14 protein-coding genes are annotated in these 16,998 nt (G+C 65.1%); 4 read left to right on the plus strand and 10 right to left on the minus strand.

All coding sequences use genetic code 11. The features are described 5' to 3' along the window. Nucleotides 1-83: 83 nt before the first annotated feature. The 5 genes from BRAGE_RS0121870 to BRAGE_RS0121890 all read right to left on the minus strand — a co-directional run bounded on the left by BRAGE_RS0121870 (nt 84) and on the right by BRAGE_RS0121890 (nt 5,276). Complete coding sequence (locus BRAGE_RS0121870; protein WP_027559042.1) at nt 84-1,064, minus strand: ABC transporter substrate-binding protein; 981 nt, start codon at nt 1,062-1,064, stop codon at nt 84-86. Nucleotides 1,065-1,175: 111 nt separating this feature from the next. Then, entirely contained in the window at nt 1,176-3,059 is a 1,884-nt protein-coding gene (locus tag BRAGE_RS0121875; RefSeq protein ID WP_231164320.1) for a sensor histidine kinase, read from the minus strand. A gap of 136 nt (nt 3,060-3,195) precedes the next feature. Then, on the minus strand, nt 3,196-3,609 hold the full coding sequence (locus tag BRAGE_RS0121880) for a hypothetical protein (RefSeq protein ID WP_027559040.1): 414 nt from the start codon (nt 3,607-3,609) through the stop codon (nt 3,196-3,198). A 22-nt stretch (nt 3,610-3,631) separates the two neighbouring features. Further along, a complete protein-coding gene (locus tag BRAGE_RS0121885) occupies nt 3,632-4,867 on the minus strand; it encodes an HlyD family secretion protein (RefSeq protein ID WP_027559039.1) in 1,236 nt (411 codons plus the stop codon). Next, nucleotides 4,860-5,276: a hypothetical protein gene (locus tag BRAGE_RS0121890; RefSeq protein ID WP_035729965.1), complete on the minus strand. Its 417-nt coding sequence runs from the start codon at nt 5,274-5,276 to the stop codon at nt 4,860-4,862. Before BRAGE_RS0121890 ends, BRAGE_RS0121885 begins: the two co-directional genes overlap by 8 nt. Before the next feature lie 165 nt (nt 5,277-5,441). Between BRAGE_RS0121890 and BRAGE_RS0121895 the strand changes: the two genes are divergently transcribed. Together BRAGE_RS0121895 and ppk2 are read left to right on the plus strand one after the other, a co-directional pair. Continuing rightward, complete coding sequence (locus BRAGE_RS0121895) at nt 5,442-5,897, plus strand: hypothetical protein (RefSeq protein WP_027559037.1); 456 nt, start codon at nt 5,442-5,444, stop codon at nt 5,895-5,897. Nucleotides 5,898-5,922: 25 nt separating this feature from the next. After that, nucleotides 5,923-6,744: a polyphosphate kinase 2 gene (gene ppk2, locus BRAGE_RS0121900; protein ID WP_231164319.1), complete on the plus strand. Its 822-nt coding sequence runs from the start codon at nt 5,923-5,925 to the stop codon at nt 6,742-6,744. Between the two features lie 71 nt (nt 6,745-6,815). Here ppk2 and BRAGE_RS0121905 read toward each other — a convergent pair whose 3' ends face one another. The 5 genes from BRAGE_RS0121905 to BRAGE_RS0121925 all read right to left on the minus strand — a co-directional run bounded on the left by BRAGE_RS0121905 (nt 6,816) and on the right by BRAGE_RS0121925 (nt 14,256). Continuing rightward, nucleotides 6,816-7,250, minus strand: coding sequence for a hypothetical protein (locus BRAGE_RS0121905; protein WP_027559035.1), 435 nt, complete (start codon nt 7,248-7,250; stop codon nt 6,816-6,818). 15 nt (nt 7,251-7,265) lie between these two features. Next, complete coding sequence (locus BRAGE_RS0121910) at nt 7,266-8,966, minus strand: aspartate:alanine exchanger family transporter (protein ID WP_027559034.1); 1,701 nt, start codon at nt 8,964-8,966, stop codon at nt 7,266-7,268. A gap of 18 nt (nt 8,967-8,984) precedes the next feature. Continuing rightward, complete coding sequence (locus tag BRAGE_RS0121915; protein ID WP_027559033.1) at nt 8,985-11,738, minus strand: decarboxylase; 2,754 nt, start codon at nt 11,736-11,738, stop codon at nt 8,985-8,987. A 134-nt stretch (nt 11,739-11,872) separates the two neighbouring features. Further along, the gene (locus tag BRAGE_RS0121920) at nt 11,873-13,576 is read right to left on the minus strand and encodes a SulP family inorganic anion transporter (protein ID WP_027559032.1); all 1,704 of its coding nucleotides are present in this window, start codon (nt 13,574-13,576) and stop codon (nt 11,873-11,875) included. Further along, on the minus strand, nt 13,573-14,256 hold the full coding sequence (locus BRAGE_RS0121925; protein WP_027559031.1) for a YoaK family protein: 684 nt from the start codon (nt 14,254-14,256) through the stop codon (nt 13,573-13,575). The genes BRAGE_RS0121920 and BRAGE_RS0121925 overlap by 4 nt, the downstream gene beginning before the upstream one ends. A 135-nt stretch (nt 14,257-14,391) precedes the next feature. Here BRAGE_RS0121925 and BRAGE_RS0121930 point away from each other — a divergent pair, with 135 nt between their 5' ends. Together BRAGE_RS0121930 and BRAGE_RS0121935 are read left to right on the plus strand one after the other, a co-directional pair. Next, nucleotides 14,392-16,080, plus strand: coding sequence for an aspartate:alanine exchanger family transporter (locus BRAGE_RS0121930; protein WP_027559030.1), 1,689 nt, complete (start codon nt 14,392-14,394; stop codon nt 16,078-16,080). Between the two features lie 11 nt (nt 16,081-16,091). Next, a complete protein-coding gene (locus BRAGE_RS0121935; protein ID WP_027559029.1) occupies nt 16,092-16,976 on the plus strand; it encodes an alpha/beta hydrolase family protein in 885 nt (294 codons plus the stop codon). Nucleotides 16,977-16,998 lie beyond the last annotated feature (22 nt).

Below are 16,998 nucleotides of genomic sequence, written 5' to 3' on the forward strand. Positions count from 1 at the left end.
CGACCGCGACCATCGGGCCGAGCGATGGACATTTATTGATCGAGATCAACGAAACGGCGCGCGTGCGCCGTTGCGGCGGCGCGTCATTCGATCAGCTCGGCATCCAGCAGCAGCCGGTTCGGAACGGTCAGCCCGAGGGCATGGGTGGTCTTCATGTTGATGACGAGCTCGAACCTGGTGGCGAACTGCACCGGCAATGTGCGGATCTCCGCGCCGCGCAGGACGCGGTCGACATAACCTGCCCCATCGCGAAACTGCTGGGTGAGATCAGCGCCGTAGGACATCAGCCCGCCGTTCACCGCGTAGAAGCGGACGGCGAAGATCGCGGGCACGCGGCGCTGCGCCAAGAGAGCAATCGCCATCTGGCTCTGCGGTCCGAAGAAGCCGCCGTCCGGCAGCACGACGAGGCCGCCGCCGCTGCGCGCCGCAGCCTCGATCACGGCTGCGATCTCAGGCCCGCTGCGAACGCTGGCGCCGGTGACCTGAAGGCCGAGACGGCTTTCCATTTGATGCGCAGCCTGAAGATAGAACGGCGCGTAAGGAGAGGAGTCCGGATTGAACAGCAGCGCGGCGCTGGTCATGCCGGGTGCCATGTCCTTGAGCAGGCTCAGCCACTTCCCGCTCATCGAATGCTCATAGAGCGAAAAGCCGGTGAGATTGTCCGTCGGCCGCGCCAGATTGACGACGAGGCCTGTCCCGACGGGATCGGACAGGCCGACGAAGATGATCGGAATGTTCTGCGTGGCGTCGCGCAGCGCGCGCGTCGTTCCGGTGCTGGTCGACAGCAGCACGTCCGGCGCGCCGGCGATCAGCTCGCGCGCCTCCACCTGCTGCCGTGCCGGGCTCGGGCCCGGCCAGCGCACCTCGAGCCGGTAGTTCTGGTTGGCGATCCAGCCGCGGTCGGCAAGGCCCTGCTGAAAGGCATCGACCCGCATCTGCGCGCCGGTATCGCCCGGGACATTGCCGGTCAGGACAGCGACGGACGGCAGCCGGTCCTGCGCCCTCGCCAGCACCGGAAACGCAGCCGCCGCGCCGATCAGCGACATGAACTCACGGCGTCTCATCGCCACCCACCACCCCGATCCCTGCCCGCCCCCGCCCCGGTCATGGCGCAGCGGCGAAAGGAAACGGCCTCGCCAGGCCCCAAGGCTTGATCGAGATCAAGATACCGGCCGTCAGTCGAGCAGCGGCAGGCGGATCGTGAACTGCGCGCCGCCCCATGGCTGGTTCTCGACGCGGATCGTGCCGTGATGGGCCTCGACGATGGTCTTGACGATCGCAAGCCCCATCCCCATGCCTTCCGGCTTGGTCGTGAAGAACGGGTTGAAGACACTGCCGAGATCGGCGGACGCGATCCCCGGACCGGTATCGGCAACCCTGATCTCGGCGTAGCTGCCGGCGCGCACCGTCGTCACGCGGACCTCGCGCTTCTTCATGCCGGCATCGGACATCGCATCCATCGCATTGATGATCAGGTTGAGAACGACCTGCTGGAGCTGCACCGGGTCGCCCCTGACGTGCAAAAGCGTCAGAGCAGGCGTGTAGGTCAGCACGATCCGGCGTCCATCGGCGACGGCCGTCACCAGGCCGATCGCCTCGCGCACCGTGTCGTTGAGTTCGATCTCGCCGACCTCGAACGGCGTCTTCCTCAGCACCCTGCGCAGCCTGCGGATCACCTCGCTCGCCCGCTGATCGTCGCGCCTGATGTCGGCGAGGATCTGCCGGATCTCGTCCATGTCTGGCGACGGGTTCTTGAGCATGAGCTCCGCCGTCTCGGCATTGGTCAGGATCGAGCCGAGCGGCTGGTTCAATTCGTGGGCAATCGACGTCGTCAGCTCGCCGACGGCTGAATAGCGGTTGGCGTGCGCGAGCTCGGCGAGGCGCTGGCGCGATTCCACTTCGGCGAACCGGCGGCGGCGACGCTCGTGCAGAAGGCCGCTGATCAGACCCGCCTGGACCAGGAAGACGGCCGTGATCAGCAACATCTGCCAGCGATAGCGCTCCCAGATGTTCGGCTCGCGAAACAGGATCTCGCTGCCGGGAGGCAGACGGCTCTCGCTGATGCCCCAGCGCTGCAATTCCCGCCAATCATATCGCGGCGGCGCAAAGCCGATCGGCTCGTATTTGACGTTTCCGGGTTTCTCGCCGCCGAGAATCCGGATCGCGGCGCTCACGGTTCTGGAGCTCGTTTCCGCGACCGAATGCATCGGTCCCCCGACGGTGCTGCCGCCGAAGAATGGGTCCTGGTAGGAAAAGATCGGCGCATTCGTGACGGCATGCAGGCTGCGCAGGGCGATGTCGCTCTCGTGGACGATCCCGGCCGCGTCGACCGACATCAGCCCCCAGAACAACGCGGTGTGCGGCGGCAGCTTCGCTGCGCGCTTCAGGATCTCCTCGAACGGCAGGTCCGAATACCAGACGAGCTCGACCCGCTCGCCCAGGGGTTTCAGCTCCCGCTTCACCTCCTCGACCCAGAACTTCTCGAGCGGCGAGGCGCCGATCACGATCGCGATCGTCCTGGTGTCCGGCAAGAGCTGCAAGATGTTGTCGAATGCGGCCATGAAATCGTTGCGGACCGCGATGACGACGTCGTTGTCGGTGAGATCGGCGCGATTCACCAGCCGCTGCTCGACCGTGGACAGAATAAGCGGCGTGTCGGGAAACAGCCGCGCGCGGTATCGCTGCGCGAACCGGGCGGCAGGCGCGCCGATGCTCAAGACGATGTCGGGCATGGCGCCCTGGTAGAGCGAATGCAGATATTCGACGAAGGGCGCCTCGGGACCGGGATTGTTGAAGCGCGCCGTGAGCAGCGCGTGCTCCTGGATGTCGAGCGGCCACGGCGACTGTTGCTCGAGCTCGGCCTTGATGCTGCGCGCGAACTCGCTCCACGGCCGGAATTCGCGGCCGAAGGAATGCAGCAGCAGCACGCGCTTGAGCTCGCCGCGCAGGCTCCGCTCGGCCGCAGCGGCCGGCGCGAGCGACATGCACGCGGCAACGAGCAGGGCAAGACAAAGGAGTGCAGCCGCTGCGTGCCGTGGCCTGACCGCGTCAGTGGACATGCGCCCGCTCATGCTCCAATCCCCGCAGCGCCCGAACGGCTGCTTGCCGGGCAATCCTAGCGGCAATTGCGGGACACGGACAGGGCACCGGCGCAAGCGGTCGCCCCCATCCACGCCCTTGTGACGAACGTTATCGCTATTTCGTCGTGCAGCGGTGATAGCGAATTTCGATGTCATCCATGCCCGGGAACAGCCGAATGAGGCTGTTGGCATCCAACTCCCTGAGACTGAATTGGACGTTCGACAGCATGATGTCGGTCGCGCATGCCGCGACCATGTTGACGTATGGCCCGTTGTCCTTCCTGGCCTTGATCCGGCAGCGCGCAAATTTGCCGACGATCTGGTCGCCGTTGATGATGAATCCGCCGCCATAGACATCCGACATGTCGGTGAATCCGATCTGGGTGCCGTTACGCGCGAACACCTTTGTGCAATTGTCGGCATCGCTGACCCATGCGCCGTTGAGGTCGAGTGCATCGGCGCGGCCTGACGTCTCAAGCAGCGAAGCCAGCAGGATTGCACCGAACGCAATCATTTTGCGCAAGTTCATTTCGAGATTCCCTCCCGCGAGCTCAATGCCCACTCAACACCAGCGTCTGGATCGGCAGCAGCAAGGCCTGGATGCGCAGCAGCAGCGCGTGGACGAGGCCGGTGGCGTCGACGACGTGGAGCGCGAACTTCCGGCCGCTCGGCGTGTCCTTGGCGGAGATTTCCTCGTGATTGCTGGTATAGGCATTGACGATGCAGCTCGAGCCGGGCGTGACGCCCTCCAGCCCGCCCTTGTAGAGCGGCTCCAGGAATACGAGGATCGTACCAGGCTTCACCGCGTTCTGGGCCTCGAGCAGTTGCTGTCCGCCCTGGAACTGACCGGCGGCGATGTAGTCCTGCACCGTTGTGATCACCATCGGGATGATAACCCACGGCTTGGAGATGCAGGTCGCCTCCGCGACCATACCCGGCTTCATCACCTGGGCCTCAATCTGACCGAAGCCGGCCTGCAGGATGTTTCTACCGGCACCATCCGGAATGAGCACCCCTGCCGGGCGCAACAGCTGATTGACGACATCACCGGTGCGCAGCAGGAATTGCTCGACCCGCCCGTCAACGCCAGCGCGAATGATCGTCTGATCCAGAAGCACCTCCGCCTCAGCCAGCGCGGCCTCGGCGCTGGCCTTCTCGGCGGGCAACAGCGTCGAGACGCGCAAGACCGCCGATTCCTTGACTGCATTTGCGGCGTCCACGCCGGATTGCCGCTGGTCTACCAGCACCTGCAGCTTATCGATGTCACGCTGCGGCACGATGCCGGGATTGCGACGCTGCAGCTCGCTCTTGACGTCCAGCTCATCCTTGGCCTGCTGCAGGTTGGCTTTGGCTTCGCCGATCTGCGCCTCGGCCTTCACGACGTCGGCCTTCGCTGACACTGTCGATGCATCGACCTCGGCAATCTTTCGCTTGGCGGTCTCGACGGCCGCCTGCTGCTTGGCACCGTCCAACTTGAACAGCACGTCCCCCTTCTTCACCGCTTGGGTGAAGCCGACGTTCACCTCAGCCACGCGGCCGGCGACGCCGACCGGCATGACCGGCACGGTGCGGAAATAAAGCGTCGCGCTCGATGTGGAGGGATGGAAATAGAAGATCATGGTGATCAGCGACACCGTCAGCATCAGGCATCCCGTGATGCCCCAGCGCAGCTCGTACCAGACCGAGAAGAAGGTAATCTCCTTGCCGAAGCGCTTGCCCTGGACGTAACGGCGGTAGAGGTAATCCGGCAGGATCGTCACCAGGGAGCAGATCATGAGCTCAAGCATGGCTGCGCTCCTTCCTGGCGACGTCCGGCTTGTCCGCCGGAGCAGGCGCAGGACCGGCCTCCATCAGCGCTTCGTCCTGGCCCGGCGTCGCGTCGGCGATCTTCTCGACGGAATCGGCGATGCTGCGCAGCGGCGTTCCGAAATCGGGGATATCGATCAGCGCAAGCAAGAGGCCTGCAACCCAGAAGATATGCATGTGCGTGAACAGCGAGATCAGGCCGAGCACCGCCACCAATTCGAACTGCAATTTCTGCGACTTGTGCGCCATTCGCTCCGGCAGGCTGTGCAGCTTCCAATAGAGCGTGCCGACCCAGAGTACGGTGCCGATCAGGAATACGCCCATCACCACCATCAGGGTGTCGGTCCCGCTCCCCGGCGCGAGATAGAACGGTAGATGGTGCGGGGCCATCGGATGAAGCTGGTCGCTCAAGCGTCTCTCCCAGTCAGCGAACGTGCACTTGCGGCACTGTGTTCAGGCAGCTTCCCAATTTGCTTGATTTGAATCAAGGGAATGCCGGCTACCGGACCTAGCGTCCGCGACATGCCGATTGCACACCGAAAGGGAGCCGCAGCCATGCCCGGCCTCGACGATCTCATTCCAAACGCCACGCAAATCCGCAAGGAAGCCGCTCTCAAGGAAGCCCAGAAGGCGGAAGAATATGTCCGCCTCGCCGCCGCAGCGGAGGCCGAGAAGCTTGCCCTGATCGAGCGCCTGAGCAAGCCGTCCGGCAAGACCGAGGAGGAGAAAATCAAGCTCGCCTCGACCATCATCCAGCGTGCGGTGCGAAACGGTCTCTCCGAGGTCTTGGTGTATCGCTTCCCCAATACGCTCTGCACCGACAAGGGGCGCGCCATCAATCAGATGGAAAAAGGTTGGGAGAACACGCTGACCGGCATCCCCAAGGAGATCTTCCAGCTCTGGACCGACTATCTGAAGCCGCGCGGCTATCGCATCGCCTATCAGATCATCGATTTTCCGGGCGGCATGCCCGGCGACATCGGCGTGACGATTTCATGGGGCGACGAGTAGCGCTCGCAACAGCGAAAGGACAGGCATGGCCATGGACGCCCGCGCCGAGAACAAGCACGCCCCCGCCGAGAAGATGAAGCGGAAGGACTATGAGAAGGAGCTCGAAAAGCTCCAGGTCGAGCTGTGTCACCTCCAGGAATGGGTCAAGGCTGAGAAACTGAAGGTGATCATCATCTTCGAGGGGCGCGATGCCGCCGGCAAGGGCGGCACCATCAAGGCCTTGACGGAAAAGGTCAGCCCGCGCGTGTTCCGTGTCTGCGCCCTGCCCGCGCCCTCTGACCGGCAGAAATCCCAGCTCTTCCTGCAGCGCTATATCGAGCAGTTCCCCGCCGGCGGCGAGATCGTGATCTTCGACCGCAGCTGGTACAACCGCGCCGGCGTCGAATATGTCATGGGCTTCTGCTCTCCGACCGAGCACAAGCGCTTCCTGGAACTGTGTCCGCTGGTCGAGAAGTTCGCCGTGGACGCCGGCATCGTCCTGATCAAGCTCTGGCTCGAGGTCGGGATGGAGGAGCAGGAACGCCGCTTCACGGCGCGGATCGAGGATCCGCTGCGGCAATGGAAGCTGAGCCCGATGGACACCGAGTCGTTCGGGCGCTGGTACGATTATTCCCGCGCACGCGACATGATGTTCGAGGCGACCGATACCAAGCATGCGCCGTGGCGGCTGATCCGCTCCGATGACAAGCGGCGCGCGCGGCTGAACGTCATCTCGCACATCCTGAGAACGATCCCATACAAGAAGGTCAAGCGCGAGAAGATCAAGCTGCCGCCGCGGTCGCACAAGGGACGCTACAACGACCAGGCGAGCCTGCGCGGACTGAAGTTCGTCGAGGAACGATACTGAAACGTATGGATTGAAATGGGAAACGGGCTGCGGTGACGCAGCCCGTTTGCCTTGGCGCCCTCCTCCCGGAGCTACTTCAGCTTGATCGTGACGCCGCCGACCGCCGCCGACACTTCCGCCCCGACCCGGGGACCGCTGAGCTGCAGGATCACGCCATTGGCGTTCTGCAACTGCACGGCACCTCCGCCCGCTGCGACGGCACCGCCGGCGCCGCCCACTGCATAAGAGCCTTCGATCGACGCCGGCCCCCTCAAATTGAGCGCGCGGCCGACGAACTTCGTGGTCGACGCCCCGACCGTGAAGCCGACGCTCATGCCGGAGACGGTGAAGGGATATTTCTTGCCCCTCAGAACCAGAACGCCCTCCCCGCCGCCGACGCCGACGATGAATCCGCCCTTGGTGAAGACAACGGCAACCTGGCCGGTCTCCGCACTCGCCGGCGGACTGAAGCCGGCAACACCCACCAGCGAGGCAACCAGGACGGCACCGAAGGTCAATTTTCTCATGACGTTTTCTTTCCCCTATTGAGCCAGGATCATCGCGAAGTAACCGAACACCGTGAGCAGGATGCCCGAGACGGCATAGCCGACCGGGAAGCCGATCCACGGCACGGAGCTCTGGATTTCGACCGCGGCCTCGCGGCATGGGCCGGAATGCGAGCGCGCGCCCGCAACGCCGCCCATCAGCACGGCCGGGTTGATCTTGAAGACGTGGTAGCCGATCGCCCAGACGATGAAGGGCGGGATGGTGCAGGCAATGAAGCCGACGAGGAAGATCTTCAGCGCCACCGCACCGGTGAGCTGCGCCAGCAGACCCGCCCCGGCGTTGACGCCGACGATGGCGACGAAGACGACGAGGCCGAGATCCTCCAGCACGTTGCGGGCCGCGTTCGGCGTATTGCCGAAGAAGCGCAGCCGCGACACCACCGAGGACACGATCACACCGGACAGCAACAGGCCGCCGGCATTGCCGAGACCGATCTTGGCACCGAACGCCGGGAACTCGATCATGCCGATGAGGAACCCGACGATCATGCCGACGGCGAGCGTGAGCAGATCGGTCGAGGTGTTGGCCCGCGCGATGCGGCCCCACATCTCGCCGAGCTCGTTGACGGCGGACTTCAGGCCGACCACGGAGACGATGTCCATGCGCTCCAGCTTGGTCTTGAGACCGGCCGGAATCTGCACGCCGCCACGCTCGACCTTGGTGACCTGCAACTGGCCGGCGATTGCGGTGTCGCGGAAGGACTCGAAGGTGCGTCCCACCATCTCCTTGTTGGTGACGAGAATCTCCGCCTGGTCCATGGGAATGCCCAGCGTCTTGGCATCGGCGACCTCCGGGCCGATCAGGCCCATCTTCTCGGTGAGGTGCTCGGTCGCGCCGCCGAGCGCGACAACGTCGCCCTTTTGCAGCACGAACTCGGGATCGGCTCCTTGCGGCACGCCGTTGCGCCCCACATTGACGATCCGGTATTCCGGATTGATCGCGCGGAACTTGGCGATGGTCATGCCGACCGTCGCCGGGTTTTCCAGCCGGTAGGCTCGCAGGCCGAACTGGCGATAGCCGGTCAGGCCGCCGCCTTCGAGATCCTTGACGCCGAATTCCGTCTCATACTGCTTGGCGGCGGCCTTGGCATCGACGCCCCACCAGCGCGGCAGATATTTGCAGATCAGGATGATGCCGACGGTGCCCCAGATGTAGGTGATGCCGTAGGACAGCGCGATCATGCCGGAGGCTTCCTCGGGCTTCATCCCGGCAGGCAGCTTGACGACGCCGGAGGTGACCGCCTGCTCGGCCGAACCGATCGCCGCCGACATCGTCTGCGATCCCGCCAGCATGCCGCCGGCCGCGCCGGGCGGCAGTGAGAACATCTTGGCGCCGATGACGACAAGCGAGAGGCCGATCACGCTCGACACGACGGCCAGGAGACAGAATTTGAGTCCGTCGCCCCTGAGGCTGTTGATGAAGGACGGGCCAACGCGCAGGCCGACGCCGTACATAAAGAGATAGTAGAACAGGCTCTTGGCGAAATTGTTCAGCTCGAGCTTGACGCCATAGGTGGAGGCCCACACCGACAGGCCGGCGCCGACCACGATGGCGCCGGCGACCATACCGAGGCCGTAACCCTTGATGCTGGCCCGGCCGATATAGACGGCGAGACCGACGACGAAGAACAGCAGCAGATACGGGTTCTGCTGGAGGAACGTGAAAAACGCGTGCATGGTCGTCCCCTCCAAGTCCTATGAGGCGGCCTTGAGCTTGGGCTGCGCACCAGGCTTCGGCCGGCCGAGCTTCGCCAAGGCTTCCGTGCGCACGAGCTTCAGCCCTTCCTTGGCGTCGTAGCCGTGGATCTCCTTCACATCGAGCTTGCGCATGAAGTCGATGGTCTCCTGGGTGATGACCTGACCGGGCACCATGATCGGGAAGCCCGGCGGATACGGGATCACGAAGTTCGCCGAGACGAGTTCGGGGCCCGCCTTCAGGCGCCGATCGATCTCGGGATCGTTGAGGCGGATGTGCTCACAGCCAGCGACGTCATAGGCGGCATAGAAGCCGGTGCGGATATCGCCTTCGTTGGTCTTGCTGCCGGCATCGCCGCGGAAGCTCGGATGGAAGTGCGAGAAGTTCGGCAGGTCGGGCACATCGGTCATCAGGCTCTTGACCCGCGCCTCGAAGGTCTTCTTCGCGTTGGCGCCGCCCTGCGCGAGGGCGCGATCGACCTCGCCCGCGATCTCGGCGAGGACGCGCACGAGATGCGCGACGTCGCTGCGGGTATTGTTGATGTTGGACTGGAGCAGAACCGAGTTGCGCGAGGTCTTGTTGACCTGGATGTTGTACTCGTTGGCCAGGATGCCCTTGAACTGGGTACCGTCATAGCCGGCCATGCCGCACACCAGCGTCATGCGGGTCGGATCGAGACAGAACTCGTCCTCGTCGAGGCTCTTGAGCGTATTGACCCAGTTCACGCCGGCCGCGAGATAATCGGTGAAGCCGCTCTGGCGATACTGCGCCGGCACCATGGCGTCGGCGCTGAGCACGCGGAAATATTTCGAGATCAGCGGATTGTTGTTGACCGCCTGGCGGATGGCGAAGGCGATCTCCATCGCATTGGCGACGAGGCCATAGCCTTCCAGCTCCATCTGCCGCCTGGAGATATCGAGGCTGGCGATCAGCTGCTGGTTCGGACTGGTCGAGGCGTGGGTGAACACGGCTTCCTTGAACTGCTGCTCGACGGTGTGGAATTCGACGTCCTTGACCGAAAGCATGGAGCCCTGCCGGATCGCCGACATCGACTTGTGGGTCGAGTTGGTCTGGTAGACGCGCAGGCGAATCTGCCTGGGATCGGGAATGAGCCGGGCCTTGAGCAGCACCTCGTCCGACGGGTTCTTGCCGAGCTCGGCCTGCTGCTTCTCATAGGCGGCGACCGATTTGGGGTCGCGCATCCAGGCCTCGATCTCGTTGGCGGCGCCAAGGCCGGTGCGGCGGCGCAGGAACGGCGAGAACCGCGCGAAGCCGAACCAGGCCTCGTCCCACAGGAAGATCAGGTCGGGCTTGATGGCGAGGCATTCCTCCATCACCCGGCGGGTGTTGTAGATGTGGCCGTCGAAGGTGCAGTTGGTGAGATCGAGCATCTTGACGCGGTCGAGCCGACCGTCGGCCTTGGCAGCGAGCAGCGCCTGCTTGATCGTCTTCAGCGGCACCGCGCCATACATCGAATATTCCGTCATCGGGAAGGCTTCGACATAGAGCGGCTGGGCGCCGGCCAGCACCATGCCGTAATGATGCGACTTGTGGCAGTTGCGGTCAACGATTGCGATGTCGCCTGGCGCCAGCAGCGCCTGCACCGCCATCTTGTTCGAGGTCGAGGTGCCGTTGGTGACGAAGAAGACGCGATCGGCGCCGAGCGCCCTCGCCGCCTTCTCCTGCGCCTTCTTGATGTTGCCGGTCGGCTCCAGCATGCTGTCGAGGCCGCCGGTGGTGGCGCTGCTCTCGGCCAGGAACAGGTTCGGGCCGTAGAACTCGCCCATGTCGCGGATCCAGTCCGACTTGAAGATGGATTTGCCGCGGGCGATCGGGAGCGCGTGGAACGTCCCGATCGGGCGCTGCGCGTACTTCTTCAGATTGTCGAAGAACGGCGTGTCGTAGCGATCCTGGATACCTTCGAGGATCGACAGATGCAGCTCCAGCAATTCCTCGACCGAATAGAAGATGCGGCGGACGACGTTGGCTTCCGGATTGCCCGCAAGCTCTTCGACGTCGCGGTTCGAAATCATGTAAAGGTCGAGCTCGGGCCTGACGCGCTTGATGATCTGGGCGAGCCGCAGCGCGGAAGCATCGGATTCATCATTGATTCCGGCCGCAGCCGTGATCGAACGCAGCACCGGCGCATCGTGCCGCGAGCGCAGGCCAAAGCCCTCGTTGATGATGACCGCGGCGATGTTGGGGTTGAGCATGGTCGCGCAGAAGGCATCTTCCAGGCTGCCGACGATCACTGGCTCATAGACGAACGCATCGACCGGCCGCCGCAGCTTGCGCCATTCGGCCGCCAGTGCCGGCCATTGGCTGGACGACACGCCTGTCACGATCAGGGTCTCGAAATAGGGCCGGCGCGCGGTGTGCGCGCCGAAGGTCGGCGGCACCAGCTCGGCGACGTCGCCATTGCCATCGTCCTTCGCGCTCCAGTCGCCGGCATGCTGGCGGAAGGATCGCGTCGACAGCGCCTGCGCGATGCGGGTCGCCAGCGCGAACGAGGTCGGCCCGTCGCCGGCGGCCGCGGCTTCCCGCAGCGCGGCCATCAGTTGCAGACCGGGATAGCCATGATACTCCTCGGTGACGGAGAGCTCGGCCAGCGCTGCGTCGAAGGCCGCGCGATTGCCCACCCGAGCCCAGGTCTTCGCGGCCTCGACCAGGTCACGCCAGTCGTCTGCCCGCGCGCCGGGTCCGGAAAAGAACTGGTCAATGCGCTTCTGCGCGGCCTTGGGCTCTCTGGACATAGGTCTCTCCCAATTCCTGGGGCGAAGGTGATGCGGGATCGTGAGTGCGGCGCCGCTTGCTCCATTGATCCAAGTCAACGGTCCCGTGCATTCTGACGGGCGGTGCCTTCCGTTCGCATCGCAATAGGACGGCGTCAGCCCGTGCGTTGCGCACTCGCCGCCTGATCACTGCCGAGCAGACTGTCGAGCGACCGCAGCCATTGGTCACTGTCGGTCTTCTGCGCCAGCCCCTCGGCCCGCAGGAGATCGCGGAGCTGCGCATGCGCGCCGACGATGCAGAGAGTCACCTTGCGCGACGCAAGCTCGTCATGGAGCTCGTGCAGCATCCGCGCTCCCGCCAGGTCGATGTAGGGCGAGGCCGAGAGGTCGCAGGCCACGAGGTGGATGCCCGGCGAGCTCCGGAGCGCGGCCAAGACCGTGTCCAGGATTGTCTCTGCATTGATGTAGAGCAGCGACGCCTCGGGACGGAACGCGATGATGCCGACCAGCGGCTCGACGTCCTCATGCCTTGCGCTGTCCGAATAACGCCCGCTGCCGGGCAAGCGGCCGAGAAACGCGACGTTCGGCCGCGAGGCTCGCGCCAGCAGCAGGAAGATCGACGCGATCGCGGCCAGCAGGACGCCCTGGAGGATACCGAGCAGGAGCACGGCGACCAGGGCAATCGCCGCCGCGTAGAAATCGATCCGGCTGACCTTCCACATGCGCAGCAGCGCACGAACATCGACCAGCCTGTAGACGGCGGCGAAGACGATGGCCGCCAGCACCGCCTTGGGCAGATTGGTCAACAGTCCCGTGAAGAACAGCAGGCACAGCCCGAGCGCCACCGAGCAGATCACCAGCGCCAGCGGCGTGCGTGCGCCGGCATTGTCGTTGACCGCCGATTGCGACAGACCGCCGGCGACGGGATAGGCATGGCCGAACGCGGCGGCGAGGTTCGCCGCGCCCAGGCCGAGAAATTCCTGGCGGACGTCGAGCGGATAGCCGTGCTTGGCCGCGAAGCTGCGGGCCGCCGATACGCCTTCGATATAGGCCAGCAGCACGCAACCTGCCGCGAGCGGAAACAGATCGTCGAACTCAAGCAGGCCGAATGTCGGAACGCCAAGCGCCGGCAGCCCCTCCGGTATCTTCCCGGTAACGGGCACACCGAGACCGGGGAGGCCGAGCACCGTTGCCACAATGATCGCGAGCGCAACGATGGTGATCCCGACCGGCTTGCCCGGCAAGCGCCGTTCACCGAGGAGCAGCAGCAACAGCGCGACGGCGCCGATGCCGAGCACGAGCGGATGGATGGCGCCGAGCTGCCCGGCCAGCTTGATGGCGCGATCGAAGAAATTGTGGCCGCCGCCGGGAACGCCGAGCAGGCTCGGCAGCTGGCTCATGATGATGGTGAGCCCGGCCCCCGCCTTGAAGCCGACCAGGATGCTGTCGCTGACGAGACGGACCAGCACGCTGAGCTTGAACAGCCAGGCGATGAAGCACAGCACCGCCACGGCAAAGGCCGCAAGGCTTGCGATCTGCGCATAGCGCACCGCATCGCCTCCGGCGAGCGCGCCGACGCTCGCGGCAATCATCAGCGAGATCGCCGAGGTTGGGCCGATCGCGAGCTGGCGCGACGCCCCGAGCAGGGCATAGCCAATACCGCCGAGCAGGTAGCCGTAGACGCCGACTTGCGGCGGCAGCCCGGCGAGCGCCGCATAAGCGAGCGAGACCGGAATGGCGTAGGCGGCAAGCGTGATGCCGGCGACGGCGTCGGACGGCAGCCATTCGCGCCGATAGGTTGCAAGCCATTCGGCCGGCGGAAAGAACCGCGTCCAGGTCGGATTGGACGGTGTGCTCATCGCCCCTCCTCCTCACGTGGCGTTGCCTCGCAACGCAGCAGGACAATCAGTAGCGCGACCACCGGAATACCCAGCGCGAGCTTGGGACGTGTCTCGGTGGCAAAGGCCCCGGCCGCCGCGCCGCAGCCGAACACCGCACACAGCGCGAAGAAAATCGCCGACTTGCGCAGCGTCCCGAGCGGCGCTCCGCCGTAGACGACCGCGAAGATGTTTTCGACGACCTGACGCATGTTGCCGGTGATCATCACCGTGCTGCAAACGTTGCCCTCGACCTTGACGAACATCGCCGCCTGTATCGCCGCGACCATGGAGATGCCGAGCGTTCCGGCGAGATCCGGTAGCCGGTTGTGCAGGATTCCGATCGTGATCAAGAACAGGATCTCGATCAGGATACTCAGTGCGCCGGCCCGATTCCCGGCAATACGGCGCAGCCAGGCGGCGATCACGATGCCGACGGTGAAGGCCATGATCGGCGCCGCGAAATGCAGGGCCTGCGCCCAATTGCCGGCCATCGCATAGACCCAGAGGAGGATCACATTGGCGGTCTGCGCATTCGCCATCACGCCGTGGATGATCCAGGTATAGGCGTCGATATAGCCGCCGGCGAAGGCGAGCAGCATGACGATCTCGACCGTTTCATCGCGGCGCACCGCGCCGGCAGCGACGTCCAGAGTGCTCATGTCGGCAATGAGGGCTGGCGCAAACACTTCATCACGTCATAGGCCCCGCCTCGTCCCCGCCCGGGCTTGATCTGGATCAAGCAATCCCGCCGGGCGGCCAATCAAATCGCGGCAACGCGCCGGGGATATGCGACCATGGATACCGTCAGGTGGATCATCACCACCGCACCGGAGATCTTCCTGTTGCTGGCCATTGCGATCGGCACCATCCTCGGCCGCATCAGGATTCGCGGCTTCTCGATCGGCACCACCGCCTGCATCCTGATCGTCGCCGTCCTGATCGGACAGCTCGGCAGCTTCGCGTTTCCGCCGATCCTTCGGGCGATCCTGTTCAGCCTCTTCGTCTTCACCATCGGCTACCGGTCGGGACCGGAATTCTTCGCTTCGCTGAGCGTGCGGACCCTGGCGCAGGTCGTGCTGGCGCTGGTGATCGGCGCGACGGGTCTCGTGCTCGTGCTGATCTTCGCCTATGCGTTCAAGCTCGATAGCGGAACGGCCGCAGGCCTCACCGCCGGCGCGCTGACGCAATCATCAGTGATCGGCACCGCCTCGGGCGCGCTGGCGCAGCTCGGCCTGCCCGCCGATGTGTTGAAGCAGCAGGAAGCCCATATCGCGGCGGGCTATGCCGTGACCTATGTGCTCGGCTACATCCTGACGCTGCTGTTCGTTCCGTTCGTCGCGCCGCGGCTGATGCGGATCGATCTCAAGGCGGAGGCGAAGAAGCTCGAGGCGCAGCTTGCCGGCGGCGCGCCGGCGAAGACGGACAACCTCTCCTATCGCAAATTCCAGGCCCGCGCCTATCGCGTCTCGGCCGCCACGGGCCGCACCGTCGAGGCCATCGAGACGGAGATCGGCCGCCGCACCATCGTCGAGCGGATCGTCCGCCGCGGCGCCGACATCGCGCCCCACCGCGACACCGTGCTCGAAGCGAACGACGACGTCGTCCTGACCGGCCCGACTGCGGCCATCGTCGCGGCGGAGCCCGTGATCGGCGAGGAGATCGACGCCGACGAGCTGCTGAAGAGCTTGCCGGGTAACGTCATCGAGGTAATCGTGGAGAACCGCAAGCTGCACGGCCGCTCGATCCGCGAAGTCGCCGAGATCGTCGGCGACAGCGCACGCGGCGTGTTCCTGCGCGCCCTCACGCGGATGGGCCGGGAGGTGCCGCTCGGGCCCGACACGCGCGTCTATGTCGGCGATGTCATGACGCTGGTCGGCAGCACCGGCAATATCGCGCGGGCCGCAGTGCAGGTCGGCCACGCGCTCAACGCCGGCGACCGGACCGACATCGCCTTCCTTGCCACCGGCATCGCCGTCGGCCTTCTGGCCGGCCTTGCCAGCGTCAAGGTCGGCGGGGTCGCCTTGACGCTTGGTGGCGGCGGCGGCGCGCTGATCGCGGGTCTCGTCTTCGGCTGGCTGCGCTCGCGCAAGCCGACCCTGGGCGCGATGCCGCCGGCGGCGCAGCAGACCTTGAGCGACATCGGCCTTGGCGGCTTCATCGCCGCGGTCGGGCTCGGCAACGGTCTTGCCGCCTGGTCGGCGATCCAGGCCCACGGCCTGCTGCTGGTCGGCATGGGCATCGTCGTCACGCTGATCCCGATGACGGTCGGAACGCTGGTCGCTTACTACGTTCTGCGCATGAACCCGGTCGTGACTTGCGGGGCGCTCGCCGGCGCCATGACAGTCGATGCTGCCGTCACCGGCGCCTGCGATGTCGCCGAGAGTCAGACGCCGGTGCTCGGCGTCGCCGTGCCCTATGCGATCGGCAACGTCGTGCTGACGGTGCTCGGCCCGATCGTGGTGGCCGCGACGTTTTCAGGATGAAGGAGGGCGCGATGCATCGCTTGCCTGCAATTCTGCGCTCGTTCGCGATCACCCTCCTCGTCCTTCTCCTCGCCGCATTGCCCGCGCGCGCCGACGACGAGATCCGCCTCCAGGAGGAGATCTGGGCGCTCCCGCTGCCGCTGCCGATGTTCGCCTACCTGGTGCGCCCGGTCGGCGACGGCCCGTTCCCGCTCGTGATCATGAATCACGGCGTGTCGCTCATTCCGAGGGATCGCAGCTTTTTTCCGCTGGTGGAATTCCGCGATGCCGCCAAATGGTTCGCAAAGCGCGGCTATCTCGTGGTGGCGCCGGTCGGCAGCGGTTATGGCGCGCAGGCGATCGACGTTCCCGATCGCGCGCTGTTCGGCCCGTTCTTCTCCAAGATCGGCAAATGCACCAATCCCAATTTCCATGATGCCGGCCTTGCGGTCGCGCAGGTCGATCTCTGGATCATCGACTTCCTGGCTGCCGAGAAGCGGATCATCCCGAAGGACGTGATCGTGGTCGGCCAGTCCGCCGGCGGCTGGGCCGCTATGGCGCTGTCGAGCGTGAACCCGCCGCAGGTGAAGGCGGTCATCATCTTCGCCGCCGGGCGCGGCGGCCGGGTCGGCGGCAAGCCCAACAACAATTGCGCGCCCGACAGGCTGGTCGAGGCGACCGCGGATTTCGGCCGCACCTCGCGCGTGCCGATGCTGTGGATCTACATCGAGAACGACACGTTCTTCGGGCCCGAGCTGTCGAAGCGCATGTACGCCGCCTTCACCGCCAGCGGCGGGCGCGCCGAATATCATCTGATGCCGCCGTTCGGCAATGAAGGCCATTTCTTCATCGGCTCTCCGGATGCGATCCCGCTCTGGTCGCCGCTGGTGACGAAGTTCCTCGATGCGCAGAAATGAGCTCACATTTCGGAGACGCGAC

The sequence above is a fragment of the Bradyrhizobium genosp. SA-4 str. CB756 genome, from assembly GCF_000473125.1.
In the GTDB taxonomy this organism is placed as follows: domain Bacteria; phylum Pseudomonadota; class Alphaproteobacteria; order Rhizobiales; family Xanthobacteraceae; genus Bradyrhizobium; species Bradyrhizobium arachidis.

Excerpts from the sequence above, each read along its gene's own strand:
- BRAGE_RS0121930 (WP_027559030.1), top strand. The coding sequence starts at position 14,392 with ATGGATACCGTCAGGTGGATCATCACCACCGCACCGGAGATCTTCCTG.
- BRAGE_RS0121890 (WP_035729965.1), bottom strand. The coding sequence starts at position 5,276 with ATGGCCCCGCACCATCTACCGTTCTATCTCGCGCCGGGGAGCGGGACC.
- BRAGE_RS0121925 (WP_027559031.1), bottom strand. The coding sequence starts at position 14,256 with ATGAGCACTCTGGACGTCGCTGCCGGCGCGGTGCGCCGCGATGAAACG.
- ppk2 (WP_231164319.1), top strand. The coding sequence starts at position 5,923 with ATGGCCATGGACGCCCGCGCCGAGAACAAGCACGCCCCCGCCGAGAAG.
- BRAGE_RS0121910 (WP_027559034.1), bottom strand. The coding sequence starts at position 8,966 with ATGCACGCGTTTTTCACGTTCCTCCAGCAGAACCCGTATCTGCTGCTG.
- BRAGE_RS0121935 (WP_027559029.1), top strand. The coding sequence starts at position 16,092 with ATGCATCGCTTGCCTGCAATTCTGCGCTCGTTCGCGATCACCCTCCTC.
- BRAGE_RS0121895 (WP_027559037.1), top strand. The coding sequence starts at position 5,442 with ATGCCCGGCCTCGACGATCTCATTCCAAACGCCACGCAAATCCGCAAG.
- BRAGE_RS0121885 (WP_027559039.1), bottom strand. The coding sequence starts at position 4,867 with ATGCTTGAGCTCATGATCTGCTCCCTGGTGACGATCCTGCCGGATTAC.
- BRAGE_RS0121870 (WP_027559042.1), bottom strand. The coding sequence starts at position 1,064 with ATGAGACGCCGTGAGTTCATGTCGCTGATCGGCGCGGCGGCTGCGTTT.
- BRAGE_RS0121915 (WP_027559033.1), bottom strand. The coding sequence starts at position 11,738 with ATGTCCAGAGAGCCCAAGGCCGCGCAGAAGCGCATTGACCAGTTCTTT.
- BRAGE_RS0121905 (WP_027559035.1), bottom strand. The coding sequence starts at position 7,250 with ATGAGAAAATTGACCTTCGGTGCCGTCCTGGTTGCCTCGCTGGTGGGT.
- BRAGE_RS0121920 (WP_027559032.1), bottom strand. The coding sequence starts at position 13,576 with ATGAGCACACCGTCCAATCCGACCTGGACGCGGTTCTTTCCGCCGGCC.
- BRAGE_RS0121875 (WP_231164320.1), bottom strand. The coding sequence starts at position 3,059 with ATGTCCACTGACGCGGTCAGGCCACGGCACGCAGCGGCTGCACTCCTT.
- BRAGE_RS0121880 (WP_027559040.1), bottom strand. The coding sequence starts at position 3,609 with ATGAACTTGCGCAAAATGATTGCGTTCGGTGCAATCCTGCTGGCTTCG.